Source organism: Paenibacillus hexagrammi, from assembly GCF_021513275.1.
In the GTDB taxonomy this organism is placed as follows: Bacteria; Bacillota; Bacilli; order Paenibacillales; family NBRC-103111; genus Paenibacillus_E; species Paenibacillus_E hexagrammi.
On record NZ_CP090978.1, the window covers coordinates 4,201,977 to 4,219,020 of the forward strand.

The 17,044-nt window shown below is 41.3% G+C and carries 13 protein-coding genes and 5 pseudogenes; 10 read left to right on the forward strand and 8 right to left on the reverse strand.

The annotated features are described in order from the left end of the window. Positions 1-132 precede the first annotated feature (132 nt). The 3 genes from L0M14_RS19005 to L0M14_RS19015 all read left to right on the forward strand — a co-directional run bounded on the left by L0M14_RS19005 (position 133) and on the right by L0M14_RS19015 (position 3,263). The gene (locus tag L0M14_RS19005) at positions 133-1,023 is read left to right on the forward strand and encodes a carbohydrate ABC transporter permease (RefSeq protein WP_235118187.1); all 891 of its coding nucleotides are present in this window, start codon (positions 133-135) and stop codon (positions 1,021-1,023) included. Beyond that, positions 1,023-1,862, forward strand: coding sequence for a carbohydrate ABC transporter permease (locus tag L0M14_RS19010; protein WP_235118188.1), 840 nt, complete (start codon positions 1,023-1,025; stop codon positions 1,860-1,862). The genes L0M14_RS19005 and L0M14_RS19010 overlap by 1 nt, the downstream gene beginning before the upstream one ends. A 102-nt stretch (positions 1,863-1,964) precedes the next feature. Beyond that, positions 1,965-3,263, forward strand: coding sequence for an ABC transporter substrate-binding protein (locus L0M14_RS19015; RefSeq protein ID WP_235118189.1), 1,299 nt, complete (start codon positions 1,965-1,967; stop codon positions 3,261-3,263). A 548-nt stretch (positions 3,264-3,811) separates the two neighbouring features. On the opposite strand, the gene L0M14_RS19020 is transcribed toward L0M14_RS19015, so the two are convergent. The 4 genes from L0M14_RS19020 to L0M14_RS19035 form a co-directional block, all read right to left on the reverse strand. After that, on the reverse strand, positions 3,812-4,723 hold the full coding sequence (locus tag L0M14_RS19020; protein WP_235118190.1) for a carbohydrate binding domain-containing protein: 912 nt from the start codon (positions 4,721-4,723) through the stop codon (positions 3,812-3,814). Then, positions 4,683-6,575: a glycoside hydrolase family 66 protein gene (locus L0M14_RS19025; RefSeq protein ID WP_235118191.1), complete on the reverse strand. Its 1,893-nt coding sequence runs from the start codon at positions 6,573-6,575 to the stop codon at positions 4,683-4,685. The genes L0M14_RS19020 and L0M14_RS19025 overlap by 41 nt, the downstream gene beginning before the upstream one ends. Before the next feature lie 814 nt (positions 6,576-7,389). Then, positions 7,390-9,405, reverse strand: a complete 2,016-nt coding sequence (locus tag L0M14_RS19030; protein ID WP_235118192.1) for a methyl-accepting chemotaxis protein — start codon at positions 9,403-9,405, stop codon at positions 7,390-7,392. Between the two features lies 1 nt (position 9,406). Next, positions 9,407-10,684 (reverse strand): ABC transporter substrate-binding protein, encoded by a 1,278-nt coding sequence (locus L0M14_RS19035; RefSeq protein ID WP_235118193.1) that lies wholly within the window; start codon positions 10,682-10,684, stop codon positions 9,407-9,409. A 167-nt stretch (positions 10,685-10,851) separates the two neighbouring features. Between L0M14_RS19035 and L0M14_RS19040 the strand changes: the two are divergent. The 4 genes and pseudogenes from L0M14_RS19040 to L0M14_RS19055 all read left to right on the forward strand — a co-directional run. Beyond that, positions 10,852-11,013 (forward strand): annotated as a pseudogene (locus L0M14_RS19040) (IS66 family transposase); the annotation flags it as partial. 63 nt (positions 11,014-11,076) lie between these two features. Continuing rightward, the gene (locus tag L0M14_RS19045; RefSeq protein WP_235118194.1) at positions 11,077-11,733 is read left to right on the forward strand and encodes a LuxR C-terminal-related transcriptional regulator; all 657 of its coding nucleotides are present in this window, start codon (positions 11,077-11,079) and stop codon (positions 11,731-11,733) included. Positions 11,734-11,739: 6 nt separating this feature from the next. Then, a pseudogene (locus L0M14_RS19050) lies at positions 11,740-11,960 on the forward strand (transposase); the annotation flags it as partial. A 313-nt stretch (positions 11,961-12,273) separates the two neighbouring features. After that, positions 12,274-13,281 (forward strand): hypothetical protein, encoded by a 1,008-nt coding sequence (locus L0M14_RS19055; protein WP_235118195.1) that lies wholly within the window; start codon positions 12,274-12,276, stop codon positions 13,279-13,281. Between the two features lie 85 nt (positions 13,282-13,366). Here the strand turns inward: L0M14_RS19055 and L0M14_RS19060 are convergent. Then, positions 13,367-13,474 (reverse strand): annotated as a pseudogene (locus L0M14_RS19060) (IS3 family transposase); the annotation flags it as partial. Positions 13,475-13,631: 157 nt separating this feature from the next. Here L0M14_RS19060 and L0M14_RS19065 point away from each other — a divergent pair. Continuing rightward, on the forward strand, positions 13,632-14,180 hold the full coding sequence (locus L0M14_RS19065; protein WP_235118196.1) for a hypothetical protein: 549 nt from the start codon (positions 13,632-13,634) through the stop codon (positions 14,178-14,180). A gap of 507 nt (positions 14,181-14,687) precedes the next feature. Here the strand turns inward: L0M14_RS19065 and L0M14_RS19070 are convergent. Further along, positions 14,688-15,145, reverse strand: a pseudogene (locus tag L0M14_RS19070) (sigma-70 family RNA polymerase sigma factor); the annotation flags it as partial. Between the two features lie 116 nt (positions 15,146-15,261). On the opposite strand from L0M14_RS19070, the gene L0M14_RS19075 reads away from it, so the two are divergent. Together L0M14_RS19075 and L0M14_RS19080 are read left to right on the forward strand one after the other, a co-directional pair. Continuing rightward, positions 15,262-15,528, forward strand: coding sequence for a hypothetical protein (locus tag L0M14_RS19075; RefSeq protein WP_235118197.1), 267 nt, complete (start codon positions 15,262-15,264; stop codon positions 15,526-15,528). After that, positions 15,528-15,809, forward strand: a complete 282-nt coding sequence (locus L0M14_RS19080) for a hypothetical protein (protein ID WP_235118198.1) — start codon at positions 15,528-15,530, stop codon at positions 15,807-15,809. Before L0M14_RS19075 ends, L0M14_RS19080 begins: the two co-directional genes overlap by 1 nt. Positions 15,810-15,857: 48 nt before the next feature. Here the strand turns inward: L0M14_RS19080 and L0M14_RS19085 are convergent. Continuing rightward, a pseudogene (locus tag L0M14_RS19085) lies at positions 15,858-16,153 on the reverse strand (sigma factor); the annotation flags it as partial. Positions 16,154-16,282: 129 nt separating this feature from the next. After that, positions 16,283-16,984, reverse strand: coding sequence for an RNA polymerase sporulation sigma factor SigK (sigK, locus tag L0M14_RS19090; RefSeq protein ID WP_235118199.1), 702 nt, complete (start codon positions 16,982-16,984; stop codon positions 16,283-16,285). Between the last annotated feature and the right edge of the window lie 60 nt (positions 16,985-17,044).

Consider the following 17,044-nt stretch of genomic DNA (forward strand, 5'->3'; position numbering starts at 1 on the left):
CACCTCCTTTTTGTCACACATTCTAACAAAGGCCGGCAAGATATTCCACCTTTATTAGCATGAAAATGAGTGTATCAATGCAAGCCCTCTTCTTATAATGAACCTGAAATATAGTAAAAAGGAGCAATCATCATGAAAAAATCCTACCATTTTCAAAAGGGATGGGGACCTCAACTTGTTTTTATGGGACCATCTCTCATTTTTTTCCTTATCATTGTCATCGTCCCTTTTTTGCTCGGATTCTATTATTCGTTTACGGATTGGGACGGACTGGATCTGGATAAAGCCGTATGGACAGGTTGGTCCAACTGGCACCGAATCTTTAATGACGATGATAAATTTTGGGAGTCCTTCTTATTTACGATTCGTTTCACCGTAGTAGGCGTTGTTCTAGCCAACGTACTTGGATTAACGCTCGCGTTACTCTTGATGAAGGCGCTAAAATCCAAAAAGATCCTGCGAACTATTTTCTTCTTGCCGAATGTGATCGGCGGCATTCTACTTGGTTATATTTGGCAATTCATATTTATTAAGGGCTTTAGTACCATTGGCGAATTAACCAATCTGCCATTCTTCCAATGGACCTGGCTCGGCAGCCCTACTACCGCATTCTGGGGAATTGTTATCGTGTTCGTATGGCAAACTTCTGGATACATGATGGTGATTTATATCGCAGCGCTTGCCGGCGTTTCCAAAGACTTAATTGAAGCCGCACAAATCGACGGTGCACGCGCTTTCCAGCTATTCAGAACGATCACAGTGCCTCTTATTATGCCGGCGATTACCATTTGCATGTTTCTGACAACTTCGAATGCATTTAAGATCTTTGATCTTAATCTATCTCTGACCCGTGGGGGCCCTGGCACATCCACCCAATCGCTTGCATTCAACATTTATGCGGAAGCTTTATTCAACAATCGGTATGGCTTGGGAACTGCCAAAGCACTCCTATTCTTTGCCGCCGTTTCCCTCATTACCATCACGCAAGTGTGGTTAACCAAGCGTAAGGAGGTTGCCGCCTAATGCGCCAACAAGAGAAATATACGGGGAGACTTCTCGTCCTGGAGATTATCGCAATTTTACTCGGTCTTATATTTATTTCTCCTTTCTATCTTGTTCTAACGAACTCCGTCAAAACGTTAAGAGATATTCTTGTCGATGCAGCATCGCTCCCAAGCACCATTCATTGGAGCAACTATTCGCAGGTTTGGAATATTATAGACTTCCCCGCAGCGTTCTGGAATTCTTTTCTAATCACTGTGCTTAGCGTTGTTTTTATCGTATTTTTTAGCTCCATGTCCGCATACAGGATTTCCCGAAGACCATCTAAGTTCAATGTATTCATGTTTCTTGTACTGATATCGGCGATGATTATTCCATTTCAGTCGATTATGCTCCAACTTGTTCGTGTAACTAGCCTTTTAGAGCTTAGAGGACAGTTGTACGGAATTGTGGCCTGTTATATCGGATTTGGCATGCCGCTTTCTGTATTTCTGTTTCACGGCTTTATTCGGACCGTTCCCATCGAGCTTGAAGAAGCAGCTACAGTCGACGGATGTAATCCTTATGGCATCTATTTCCGAATTGTGCTTCCCCTGCTCAAACCGATCATGGTCACAGTCATTATTTTGAATACATTATGGATTTGGAACGACTACCTGCTTCCTGTATTGATCATCGGGGGAAATAAAGATTTGACCACTCTTCCTATTGCAGTTACGAAGTTTTTTGGCCAGTACACCAAGAAGTGGGATATGGCGCTCGCTGGGCTTATGATGGCGATAACCCCTGTTGTCCTGTTCTTCCTGACCCTTCAGAAATACATTGTAGAAGGTGTCACCTCCGGTTCACTAAAAGGATAGACCGTAATATTGTCCACCTTTTTTAGTAAAATATTAAGTGTAAGCGTTTCTATATATTATCTAAAATGTAAGTGTAAGGCATAAAAACAAGGAGGTTCAACAATGAGAAAGATCATGGTCACACTTCTTAGCGCTACGGTTTTAGCATCAATGCTCTCCGCATGCGCGAAACAAACAGAAACTGGCACTAACGGGGGTACTAGTACAACACCTGCTGCAACGGCTGCAGAAAAGAAAGAAAACAAAAAAGACGTTACGATCAAAATGTTCAACTACAAGGTGGAGATCGTTGACGCGCTGAACAAGCTTGTTGATGAGTACAAAAAAGAAACCGGCGTTACGATTCAAGTAGAGACCCACGGCGGAGGTGAAGACTACTATGCGCTGTTGAAAGCAGAGCTTGCTTCCGGCTCTGAGCCCGAGCTTTTTAACAACTTCGGCTTCGCTACACTTGAGCCATACTTGGATCGCGCTACGGACCTGTCCGGCGAACCTTGGGTGAAGGATTTAACTGAAATTGCCAAAAAGCCTACTACCGTGAATGGAAAACTCTACGGAATGCCGATGAACGTCGAAGGTTATGGTATCATTTACAACAAAGCTTTGTTTGAAAAAGCAGGCATTACTGGCGAGCCCAAAACTCTTCCTGAGCTAAAAGATGCGGTTGCCAAGCTTACAGCTGCTGGAATCACGCCATTTATTGCGACTAACGAATGGTGGAGCCTCGGGATGCATTGGACAAACGTTGGGCTCGCCAATCAGCCTGACCCTGTCAAGTTTATGAGCGATTTAAAGGCTGGACAAGCCAAATTCAAGGGCAATGACGTTTTCCGCAAATATTTAAGTCTGGCTGATCTGATCATCGCGAATTCTCAGAAAGATAAAACAACGACGGATTATGCGTCACAAGTATCCAATTTTGCTACTGGCAAAGGAGCCATGATGATTCAGGGCAACTGGACACAAGGAGATATCGACAAAATCGATAAAAACCTTAAGCTGGGCGTATTGCCGCTTCCGATCGACGATCAAGAAGGCAGTATCATGATTGGTGTGCCGAGCAACTACATCGTCAACAGCAAGTCCAAACATCCTGAAGAAGCTAAAGCTTTCTTAAACTGGCTAGTTACTTCGGAAACGGGTAAAAAGTACATTACTCATGAATTCAAATTCATTCCTGCTCTGACAACCATTAAAGCTACATCAGAAGACATCGGCCAGATCGCTGTTGAGCTTCAAAATAAGTCAGGCAAAGCGAAAGGCTGGTACTGGGACCTGTTCCCGGACGGTGTCACACAGGGACTTGGAGCAGCTATGCAGGAATACTTAGGCGGCACCGTAAATCAAGACCAACTGCTAGGCAAGCTGGATAAAGCTGTTGAGGATATCATTAAAAAATAAGAGTTTGTTATCGCGGAATCCTGTCACTCTCCCTTACTGGGATGTGCAGGATTCTTGCTAATTGTTTTCGATAATATTCGATTTACTATCTCTTCCTGCTATCTGGTGTACACAGAAAGGAAGAAGAGCCACTGAACAAAATCAAAGACGGTTCTTCTTCCAATCATTTTTTACCCCTCTAATGCACTTCCTCCTCCAAATCTCGGTACAATTTGTTCGTCAAGTTTGGCTTGGAAAGCATCGCGATCATCAATAATTGCATCATTCCAACACCTACCCATGTTCCTACCGTTCCAGCCAGCACCCCACCTTCTTACATGGATTTGGAGAATATGGAGTCTGCAAGTATCCCTCCTAACCAATATCCGATCAGCATGCTGGACATTGCAATCATCTTATTAGTCGCGAGAAACCGTCCCTGTAAAGTCAAACCTACCTTCGTCTGAATGAGAGACTGCCAATGAGACCATAAAGAAAAGCCATGACGGCAATGGACAACCATCATGACTTTCCCATTCAAAATGCGTCTAACTCTGTCTGTAACTGACTTAGTTCTTTACGATCTGTACATCATCGATTTGCAAATTCGTATTTCCCCCAGCAGCCTGGTAGAAGGCAACGTTTAATTTTCCATTCGTCACATTCACCGTTCCGCTAATTTTTTGATAGGTGCTGCCATGAGGCACGTTGGAGTAAACAACGTCTCCACCGTACCCAGAAAGTTCCATGCGGCTTATTGTTGGTGTTCCCGTATTCTGCTTGACCATCGCCGTTACTGTATAAGAACCATTCGCTACATTCACAACGTCCTGTTCAATTTTTTGCGTATAACTTTGAGTTCCCCAGAAGTAAGCTTTATTTTGTCCGCTATTTACATCGCTGCCGTCAACACCGACATTAGAGCCCGTTGCTTTCCATCCGCTAAGGTTTCCGGCTTCAAACCCCCCGTTTGTAATAGTTACGGTTGGTAAAGGATCGGTACCGCCCGAGCCACCGGTGTTATCAGTTCCACTAGGTACGATTTCAACATTATCAATTTGCAAATTCGTATTTCCAGGAGCTTCTTGATAGAAACCGATATCCAGCTTACCGTTTGTGACATTTACTGTGCCGCTAATTTTCACATAGCTATCGCTGTGAGGAATTGCAGTTGCTACAGTTGTCCCCCCAAAACCAGATAACTCCATTTTGCTTACAGTAGCTGTGCCCGTGCTTTGTTTAACCATGGCATTCACCGTGTACGTACCGTTTGTTAAACCACTAACTGTTTGTGAAGCCTTCGCTGTATAAGCACTGGAATTCCATATCCAGTATTTGCTGCCTGCGTAAGCGTCATTGGTGTCAACACCATGCGCCGAGGTCCCCGAGAAAGTCCAGCCTGTTTCACCATTCTCAAAATTTCCATTCACAAGCTGTCCACTACCAGTGCCTGTTCCTGGATCTGGGTCTGTACCCCCCACTCGCATCGCTGCTCATATAAATCATGCTCCAATATTCCAGTGATGGTACAGTTACATTCACAAATTTGCCGTTTCCGTCTTGACCTTTGGTAAAACTCAGCTTCTGAGTACGGTTATCGTTGGAATCCGGAGATGCCATCCAAACTGAATTTACATCGTTCGTGTAATAATACTTCATCTGGAAGTTAGAGATTTGACTCGGCTTCTCCTTATTGCCGTCATTAGCCCTCCAGTCATTGCGGCTGACGCCCAGCATGTTGATCATTTGGACGATTTCATATTTGCTGTCCTTCTTGCCATAAGCCCAAATTTTATTCGGATCACCTGTTGCGCTGATCGCATAATTAGGGAATTCAATACGATTCGAAGTCTCATTTTGACCGTCGCGAAGCAGGTTCTCGTAAGCAACGATGAAGTCATATAATCTATGTTCTCGCTGTTGTAAATCGTCATCCATGTACAAGTTGCTCGAAGGGAAATACTCGTTGCTCAGCATGTTTCCGTTATTTCCAAGCTCCATGCGCGAACCACCCGCTGCGTAAACAGCAGCATCGGTCAGGAGAACCGCAGACGTATTAAATGCGCTTCCGGAATGTCCCTTCGCATAATCATATTCCATATAAGCTGGAACGATTAGCGACTTGCCACCGCTTTCTTTTCTAGACTGCTCCACTTCTTTCTTGAGCGAGTAATAGCTATCATACTGCAAGCCCTCGCTGTCATGATCCCATGGCCATATCTCCGCATAGAGTACATCTACATTACTTTTATTCACATTTTCGATCCCTTGCGCACCGACCGGATTAAAGACCAGATATTTGCTGCCAATTGCCTGCTTGGCGTTATTGAGGAAGCCTGTGTACGTGTCCTTCACATAAAGGGTTTGTCCTGTAGACGTTTTCATTTTGCCCCATTCACCAACTGTGTCGCCGTGCCAACCATCGAAGTTAAATGCTTTGATTGCCTTGTTTTCCTGGTTATAAATATAATTTTGCCAGCCTGTATTCGCCGGATTAAAGAAATATAAGTGAGTTACACCTGTTGGTGAAGAGTCAGCCATTTTAAAACTGAATTGACCGGTACCGCTCGGATTGTCATCTGCATAATATAACGCCCAATCCTGTTGGACTCCATCTTTATCATAGCCCGTTGTTGCGCCATAAATCATGTTGTATTCCATGTTAACCATATTAACTGCTTTGGCACCAGCAATATAATTTCGCACCGTATCACCATAAATCAATCTGCCCGACCAATCATTCCATACATCCAGGTTATCCGCAAGAGGTTTATGATGACGATACTGCCAGTCGTAATACTGCAAGCCGTTAATGTGATAATTTTTAAGCTTATCAATCCGTTCGGCAGTATTCACGTTCTGTCCGAAATCCCAAAGATAACCATATCGCGGGAACTTAACCCATGAAGAAGAAACATCCACACCAACAGTATCCGAATCAATTAATGCATTGGAAGCATCCTTGATATCCACTTCAATCAAATACCCTTGATAGTCCGTTGAAGGGGCTGTCCAGTTCGCAGTCATCATTAAATCAGAATTGTTTTTCAGATCATAAGTCTTTGTCATTGTTGTGCCAACCTGCTGGTCCAAGTGTTTAGCTTTTATCTCTACCTTACCGCCGGTGATGTCTCTGCCGATTCGGTTTTTCAAATCAATGCGAAGCTCCACGTTGGAACCCGGTCCGTACATGGACTTATCGGTAGTGACATCGTAAACCATTTTGCCTGTACTTGCTGCGAAAGCCGGTGGAGACATGACGTTACCGTACATCAATATCGTTGCCGCAGTAGTTGTTAACACAAGAATTTTTTTGTATGAATCCTTTTTCATAAATTCACCTTACCTTTACAATTAGTCAATTAGGCCGACGCTACTAATTAAAATTAATTCCACTATGATTGCATACGCTTTCAACTTTTTCTCCTTTCTAACAAAAATGAATCTCAGATTTTACCTGCGATTTCATGCTATCATAATCGCTAACGAAAATCGGTGGCTTTAAGTACTTAAACGGTGGAATTTGTTAACAAGTCACACCTTCATATACCACTTCTAATTCATAAAAAAACAACCGCCATATGGGCGGTTTAAGCAAGAATAACAAAACAAAAACACATATTCCGAAGTCAACCTATACCACTAGAAAACGTTTATCTGGCGGCGCTTCCGCGAAAGTCAGGCTTCAACCAATCTTGCAGCATGGGCTTTCAAGATATGGTTTCTATTCATTATTGAGTATGTGCAGAAACAAGGGAAGGATATAAGCTCCCTTGTGCCATTAATTCGTCATGGGTCCCTTGCTCAACAATGCGTCCTTCGTCCATTACGAAGATAAGATCTGCATTACGGATCGTTGAGAGCCGATGTACGATAATAATCGTCGTCTTCCCATCCCTTAACTCATCCAATCACCCTTGAAGAAGCCATTCTATCTCCAAGTCTAGGGAAGAGGTAGTTTCATCAAAAATAAACACCTCCGAATCATCCATAATTAGCTGCTAACAGCAGTTGAAGAAGATCGACAAAGCGGTTCATTCGATTATGGAAAAACAGCCCATAGAAAAAAACACAAGTAACAAACCGGCTCCTACCTGGAAAAGCCAATAAAACCTTCGCAGGTAGAAGTCACAGTTACATCGGCAAGTTAACTTATCTTCTTGTTGATTTGAAGGGATTCATTCATCGCCTGTGCGAGAACGTTCAGTTCCTCAGAGCCTTCCATAATGACGGTCATCGTTTTTGTTTGTTCTTCGATTATTGCCGTGATCTCTTCAATTCCTGCAGCACTTTGTTGCGTAATTGCCGCAATACTTTCGATCGCATGTTCCGTGTTCCGTGTATGTTCGTTATTTTGTTCAATCTTGTCATTTACCTTTTCGAACTCATGAATAGAATGATCCAAAGCTTGTACAATGTGTGTAAAGACCTGCTCCGTCTCGTTCACGTAATGCTCCTGTCTTTCAAAAATGTGCTGCCCTTGATTTACATTCTTAATCATACTTGCTATTTGCTCATCAATTACTCTGGCCATTTCGTGTATATGCTTTGTGGATTGGTGTGTTTGTTCCGCAAGCTTTTTCACTTCACTTGCAACAACGGCGAAACCTTTTCCGCCTTCACCGGCACGAGCGGCTTCAATCGAGGCATTTAAAGCCAGCAGATTGGTTTGTGCGCTGATCTCTGAGATCATTTTGACAAATTGCGTGATGTGTTTGACCTTCTCTTCAACTAATTGAGCATCCAAACTGATTTGCTTCGTCATCTGTAGCGACTTATTATTTTGATCCTTGAGTGCCTCAATTTGATTATATTTACTTTTACAAAAATCTTGTGTTCCTTTCGAAACCACATTCACTTCCGCCAGTTTATCTTTAATTTCGTCCAGTTGTTCGACAAGTGTTTTCATACTACTGTTCATACTACCTGCATCTTCAGCCTGCCTGCTTGAACCGGCCGCTAAATCGTTCATCGTTACGTTAATTTGACGAGAGCTCTCAACCGAAGCAGCAATCAAGGTCTTGATCTCATCCGAATGCTTTAACAAGGTTGAGGAAACTTCCTTCGAACTGCTTACTAACTGATCAATCTTAGTCACCATGTCATTAAAGCCAGTATGCAACAACTGTATTTCAAGTTTTGCGCTGCCGGGGGCAATTTGATCAAACCTTCCGTCCCTGACTGCTTGCATATGTACAATAAGTCGATTAATCGGTCTCTCAATAAGCCTACGAGTAACTAAAAGTACGACAATAAAACAAATAACAAGTAGTGACAAACAAATGACGAATGATACATTCCGTAAAATGCCTAAATCCTCAAGTAAGTAATCAAGACTGGTTTCTGTTGCAAGCTTCCAACCATTACTTAACGTAGTAAACGTAACCAGCTTGCCGTTGCTCCTGAGTAGTCCGCTATGTTGTTCGAGCAGCTCCTTCTTTACGAAATCATTACCGTGCTCCGTACCTATTTCTTGGCCATGCGAATGCAGCACATAGTTTCCGCTCGAATCAATTATATAAAAGGAACCATCGTTCCCAAGGTCTAAACCCTTCAAGCGTTCCATATACGCAGAACTGTTTACCCCTACTACAAGAACAGCGGAAACATCCCGGCTATAAGAATAAGTGATCTTGCGAATCACATAAATTTGATCGAAATTGCCATCCAGGCCGGTAGCCCAGATCATTTCTCCCTTGCTCATCTTCGCAGCTTTGAATAGCTGTCCGTTTCTAAAGGTGTCATTTTCCAAAGAAGCCGTTGGTGTATCGTGTCCCCTAGCCGCAGCGTAATATTCCGTACCTTTTCCATATATACGAATGGAGTGTAATTCCTCATTTGCAAGCAATTCATTCAACAACGTCTTGTTAATACTATCACGCCTGGTTGCCTCTCGCTGAATGTCGGCGTTTGGCTTTTCCACTTGATCCGTAATAGTTTTATTTTTTAATAGCGACAGGGTAACATCTTCGATGCTTTGATTCGTGTAGCTGATGTTCCCTGAGATTTGTTGAACTAACTGTTCGGAATAAGTACCGACCTTGTCTTCAATGATATGCTGGGCAAGTAAATACGATAGGCCAGTTACTAATAGGATAGGTATAATGACAATCCCCATCATCCAGGTTATAAGGGCAGCTTTAATGGAGTTCAGTTTCTGCATGTCACTTACCGCCCTTCTGATTCGACTCTACGAACAACGACTGGATGCCCTTCAACAACTGTTCTCGATTTATTTTCTTTTCCATATAGGCTTGCATGAGGTCGGATATCTTCCCTGTCGCACCTTCCGGGAAATAGTCCCAGTACCACATTTTTGTTTTTCCCGCCTCTGTGTACTCTTGCATAGACTCGGCAATGCTTCCCAAATCGTCTGACTTATAATCAAAGTTTTTTAGTGCTGGCACAAACTTTAGCTGTTTGATCAAAAACTGCTTTCCCGTTTCACTGGTTAATAGCCAGTTCATGAATTTCTCCGCTTCTTGTGGATGTTCCGATTCTTTATTAATGATCCAGTAGTTCGGCACGCCGGTATAGATATAATCCCGATTTGCATCGTCCACAGGCATCGGAAGCATGCCTACTTGAAGATTCGGATTCGATTGAGAGATAGTAAGCTGCGTCCAGTTTCCTTGCTGCATCATGGCCGCTTTGCCATCTATGAAAGCTTTTACCTGCGTGTTATAGTCTGTAGCTACAGGTTGCTTGTTTCCATAATCCAATGTCAAATCAAGCAAATCCACCCAACCCATAAGCTCTTTATTACGAGTAAAATCGATCTGACCCTTACGGGCCTGCTCAAGAAAAGCATGCGGATCCGGTTGACTGGCCACCGCAACATTGAAATTATGCATACCATTCACCCAGAACTCTCGATACCCGTTTGAAAATGGAGTAATTCCTTTGGACTGCAGAGTTTGGGCTGCGATCCGAAGTTCATTGAGAGTCGTTGGAATTTGAGTAATACGTGCTTGCCGAAATAGCTCCTTGTTGTACAAGAAACCATATGCCTCAAGAGCTATCGGGGTTCCGTAGATGCGACCTTCTCTTGTAACTGAATCCGTAGTGCCTGTTATGACTTCCTTCATCCATGATTTGTCGGTTACGTCATAAGCGATATCTTTCCAAAATTCAAAGCTCCCGTAGCCATCAACAGAAAATATGTCCGGCGCTTCATTCAAAGCGATTTTTGAATAGAGTTCTTCGTTAAAATTAGCATTACTTCCTAGCGTCTCCACTTTCAGATCCACTTCCGGGTGCTCTTTCTCATACAGAGCTTCCAGTCCTTTAAGCTTGTCTGCGACTTCCACTTTTCTGTCAAATATTCGCAGTACGATTTTCTCAGGCGATTGTTTGACAGCACGAATAACTTCACTCTGCTCTGAAGAACATCCTGATACCAAAATTAGTATAGGCACCAACACGGTTAATCTTTTCAACATAGTAGTTTCTCCCTGAAGTAAGTTTGATCTTGTAATCTCATGCATGATATAATTTAATTAAGGTAAATTACGTAACCGGTTAACCTGAGTATATTCTCTTCTTATTTGCAGTGTCAATATGCTAATTTACGCACTCAAGAATACTCTTCAATTTGCCACACTTCCACGTAAAGGTCATTAGTCATGTTCGACATGTGTATACATGCCGTCATGGTGAACGCGAGGACATCCGGACGCCAATTGTTACGGCAGCGATGCCGCCATCTGTCTATCTAGGAAGTCTGGCTTCGCCCTCCAGTATGGCTTATGAGATGAGCCAGAAGTACATATAAGCGGAGCTGTACACATACATCAAGATTGACTGAACCGTAAGAAATAAAGGGGGCAGCATCATGGTGAAAGTCATTTTAGCGGATCATCAGCGGCTTGTTTGCGAAGGTATTAAGTTTATTTTGGAAAAGGATGTTGAGATCCAAGTTGAAGGATATGCCCTGAATGAAGGGGATGCACTTATGCTTTGTCGACAAATTAAGCCTCATGTGCTCATCCTTGATTTCCATAGTCCACAAGGGGACTGTTTCGAGCTTGTCGCTCATGTGTTCAGCCATTTTCCGGCGACGAATATCATTATTTTAACTTCTTCCTGGGATGCGCATACCTTTTTCCAAGCGCTCCGCAACGGAGTCAGTGGGTATTTGCCCAAAAGCATACAATCGAGTGAACTCATCATGTCGGTAAAAAGCGCGGCGCTCGGACTGCGAGTCCTTCATAAAGAGATGCCTAATGAATTATTCGGCCGCTTTAAGCCTCGCACAACGTTAGAATGGAAGCGTTCTATTTTGAAAAATAATGAAATTACCGAAAGGGAAATCCGCATCATCCGGTATGTAGCTGAAGGCAAAGAGAACAGCGAGATCGCCGCAAGCATGTTTTTGTCGGTAGGAACCGTAAAAAACACGATTTCGCTTATTTTCAAAAAGCTGGGTCTGAAAGATCGTATCGAATTAGCGGTTTTTGCCACCAAAAACGATTTGAATGGAATGGATTGAACATGACTGTTGCAGCCGTTTTTGTAAGAGATAAAAAGCCGGCCGAACTGGTTTTCCTGTCTACCTATAGCCCGCAACTCAATCTTGTAGAAGTGCTATGGAAATGGTTGAAGTCCGATGTGATCAACAATGTGTTTTATCACACGGTTGCCGAAATTCGCATCAATGTTCAGCAGTTTATGAACGAAATCATGAAATCTGCCTGGTCGATCATCGATCTTCTGTGTTCAGGAACAAAATATTCATTCTTTAAGGAGGTGAGATGTTGTAAACATTCAGTCGTCATTGGTTTTACATTGAAGCAAAAGTGTTAGTATTGTCTTTACCTTTATGTTACTTTTGGGTCTTTATTCTTGTGGTAATCCGGTTAGTGTCATTATTGGTAGTTTTCTGTTCATTAAGGGGGCGCTTCATTTCAATTGGAGAAAAAGTTTCTCGATTAGTGGTAGGTATAACTCGGTTTATCTTTTAGAAATGAGTTAATAACTTGAAGATAACCACTGTTTATATTACACAGGTTAAACTTTAAGGAGGTAAGTGATGGTAAATACAATACTGCCTATTCATACGGACCCGATTATTAAGGGCAGGCATCATTATGCCTGTATGCTATCGATCATTACAAGTTATCCTTGTCACCAGCCGTGGCTTTATAACAATTTTATTCAATTACAATTGGGTACAGGTGATAGTAACAATGCATTAAGATTTTATAATTCCGAAACTCCTATGTACTATTCTGCCAAATTATTTATGGAATCGTTGAAGTATGATACCCTATTCGCATTAAAACCCTCTAATTATTCAGATTTTATAGTCGAGAGCATCTCTAAGGAGAAATATATATATCTCTTCATAGATAAGTACTACATACCGAATACCCCATTTCATAAAACTCAGAATAGAACGATGGATTTACTTATTTATGGGTATGACCATCCAAACAGAATGTTTAAAGTTATGTCTTATAATGAAAAAAATGCTTATGACAGTATTGATGTACCCTATGAAGCCATCGAAGAAGGATTGAAGCAAACTCCACACGATGGTTGGTGTGATAACTTTTACTTATTGAAATATAAGAATGACGAGAATCAATTAATGCCTAATTATATACGCGAAATGATTATTGATTACATTCATTCTAATAACACTTCTGAAAGATTAGGTATTCATGGCAAGGATGAAGACATTAGGTTATCTAGTTATACGAATGAATATACATTCGGAGTAAATGCAGTTAAACTAGCCACAGAAAACTTGATCAAAGAACCTTATTTTAACGATTGTGTCACTGTTTTGACAACGATAAGAGATCATAAGAAGATGATGTTGAAAAGAATTGAGTATATGGTGGAAAATTGCTATCTAGATAACGATTATCAATATTCTGAGATTTTGAAACTGACAGAAATAGCGAGGAATTATTCTATTAGGTACCGATTGTCAAGGAAAAAAGAACTGTTTGGTAAAATTCATGATATTCTAGATGAAGTTCTTCAAAAAGAACTAAGGATTCTCATTAAAGTAGTGACTGATCTAAGTTAAAGAATTTGTCTTACGAAAATAGCAATCATGCTTGTCAAGCGAAAGTATCAATTAACTACAACTTCTCCACTAAACTGTACAACTTTTAAAAGGGCATACTTTTAATCTCGGAAGGAGTAAGATAGCTGAGTGTTCCGTGAATTCGGTGATGAATATACCAGTGGACATAATCACGAAGTTCGAGGTCGAGTTGCTCAGCGGTTAGAAAATGAGGTTGATTCGCGAATTCCGTTTGATAAAGAATGATGGTCATAGTTTCTATTATTAAAGAGTAAATAAAGACTTAATCCTTCTACCTTTAGAAGGGTTAAGTCTTTAAAGTTTGGTGCTTTTGAACGGGAGGATATTGTATGGAGATTGAAATTATCAATTGGGAGCCTTTAAATTTAAAAGCATTTAAGTGTGAGTCCATTTCGGAACTAAAACAAAATCAAGAATTAAATTGTGATGATAACGTATTTGCTATTTACTATTATAAAAAAAATGAATTTTATCTAGCTTATCAAAATAATTTAGATAAACCTAACTATATTCACAATATTGATATTTCTGGTAGTTACCTAAAAGCTTGCGCAGCCAATATTAATAAAATTGAAGATTACTTAATGCAGACAACTTATAGAATTGATAAAAAATTACAGATTATAGATAAATTTGAAAACAACCAATTATATTACTATTATAAAATAATTGGCGACTTGACTAACATTTCCACTATTCCCCATTTGTCAGAAATAGAATCAAAAACTATAAGGCAAACGGATATCGAAAAATTTGCTGAACAATACATATCCTACAAAAAAGAAGTGTTGTTTTTTTGGGACACACATCCAGATAGTAAGTTAACTTTTAATGCGGAAGAAAATATATTTACAAACTGGATTCCACTGAATTTGTGAGAACATTGCGTAGTTTCCCAACTGATCTTTATGTTTTTGATTCTACGTTAACATGGTCAATAATTTTTACACATGAGCAACAAAACAAACACGGAGATTCAGTTATACTACTATGTTAAAATTATTGTATTTAATTATGTAGTAGCACCAACTATGGCGTCCTTGTAGCCTTGCTCCGTCGCAATCTTTCTGGACCAAATCAGGAATAATTCAAAGCCTTCTCTACTCTTTTCAAACGTAAGTGGTTTCCCGAATTTGAGCTCAGGGAAGTCTTGGGCCATCGCCACATGTCTAAATTTTGAGATGTCGACTCCGATATTTAAGGTAGAAGAAGATTTGATAGATCTTTCATTTTGAGTAAAATGTTAGCTTGATACCATTTCCAGTCTAAAGTATATTGTACCCATATCCCAATCCAGGAATAGCTTTGCCTCCTATAAAAATACAAAAAAAGAGAACTCATCGAGTCCTCTCATAGATTTCTATAAATTAAATTTTTCACCAACTTCATCGCTTCGCCTTATAAAACTCATGATACAGCTTCATGAGCGCCCTTTTTTCTATCCTTGACACGTAACTCCGCGAGATCCCCAGCTCCTTCGCAATCTCCCACTGCGTGCGCTCCTCCCCGCCAAGCTCCAATCCAAACCGCCCAACAACAACTTCTCTCTCCCGCTCATCCAATATATCTAGATTTTTATATATTTTGCTCTTCTCGATCTTCAGCTGAACCGCATCGAGAACGTCATCGGCCTCACTGCCAAGGATATCGATCAAGGTGATTGCGACCGAAGATGCATAAGGATTTCATTCTCAATACAACGAGCCGCGAACGTTGCTAACTTAGTCCCCTTATTCGGCGAGAACGATTCGATCGCTTTGATCAATCCGATCTTGCCGATCGAGATCAAATCCTCCAGATCTTCGCCCGTATTGTCGAATTTTTTGACGTTATGAACACGAAGCAACGTAAAAATAAAAATCCATATAGCAAATCAGAAGTAATGATTCGCTGAATTCCCTCAGGATTATGTTATAATAAACATACCTAAATCTATCTAAACATGGAGTGAAGAATACAATGGAGAGAGTGAATTCTTCTGAAGAGTTAATGGATTACATTACCAATATGGATCGTAGTAATTCCGTTTGTCAATTTTTTATTCCTGGTAAAGGTACATTTACAATCGTACTTCAAGAAGAGGACAATCGTTCAATTCTCGCGGATGCAGAGGCAAATCCAGAACTGAAACAGATGATTGAGAAAAGCAAACATGAATTTATGCAAGGCCAAGGATTTTCTACCTCAGAACTATTGAAATCTTTATCGAAAGAGGATTTTAAGTAATGAAATCCTTACAATTAATCTGGCTGCCTGCGGTACGTAATAAATTAGTAACGTTTCGAAGTGTGAGATACACCCCTGAAGAAACATTAGATTACATTTCCCAATTGATTTTGGAAGTCGAGTCATTGTTAACTAAACCTGTTTTGAATAAACCGTATACAGAGGAAACAGGAGCATATGCCGGTTTATCTCATATTGTAATCAAGAAATTTAGAATCTATTTTCAACAAGTCGATCAAACTGTTATCATACTCGCGATACTATTTCCAGGCGAAAAATAAACCTGCCCTTACCAGCTATGGTTCTAGGCAGGTTTTATTATGTTTACATTACCGCTTCGCCTTATAAAACTCATGATACAGCTTCATGAGAGCCCTTTTTTCTATCCTTGAAACGTACTGATATCGATCAACGTTATCTCGTTGCCCTCTTTGTCCGTGCCGATGGGGTCATGCAGGGACACATCTTTCCTTGTCTTCTTCAACGACCTCAGATGCATCAGAATCTCGTTCTCAATACAGCGAGCCGCAAAACTTGCGAGTTTCGTCCCCTTGTTCGGTGAGAACGATTCAATGGCTTTGATCAAACCAATCGTGTCGATTGAAGTCAGATCTTCCAAATCTTCGGCATAGCTACTTCAGCTAGAGAAGGAATTCCTGCCCAAAGTCAACTTGTCCGCCAACGTAACCTCCTCTCGTAATTTCTTGCCCATTTAAATAGAACGAAAGGGTGCCCATAAGAGCACCCCAAGGATTCATCGCTTCGCCTTATAAAACTCATGATACAGCTTCATGAGCGCCCTTTTTTCTATCCTTGACACGTAACTCCGCGAGATCCCAAGCTCCTTCGCAATCTCCCGCTGCGTCCTCTCTTCCCCGCCAAGCTCCAAACCAAACCTGCCAACAACAACTTCTTTCTCCCGCTCATCCAATATATCTAAATTTTTATAAATTTTACTCTTCTCGATTTTCAGCTGCACGGCGTCTACAACATCGTCCGCTTCGCTGCCAAGGATATCAATCAATGTGATTTCATTGCCCTCTTTGTCCGTGCCGATCGGGTCGTGCAGGGACACATCTTTACGCGTTTTCTTCAGCGAACGAAGATGCATAAGGATCTCATTCTCGATACAACGCGCAGCGAACGTCGCCAGCTTCGTCCCTTTATTCGGAGAGAACGATTCAATCGCTTTAATCAATCCTATTGTTCCAATCGAGATCAAATCCTCCAGGTCTTCACCTGTGTTATCGAATTTTTTGACTATATGCGCGACAAGTCTTAAATTGTGCTCAATTAACATATTTCTGGAGTGTTCGTTCCCCTCTGCCATGAGTCTTAGATGCTTTTCTTCCTCGTCTTCTGCCAAGGGTTGCGGAAAGGCATTATTCTTAACATAGGAAACAAGCAATGTCACCTGTTTAATTAATAAGGCTATTGCACCAAACAAACCAGGCATTCCAGCCACCCCTTTCAAAGTTTGCGGATCTTCGTTGTACTGGAGCCTCCGCTTTAGAGA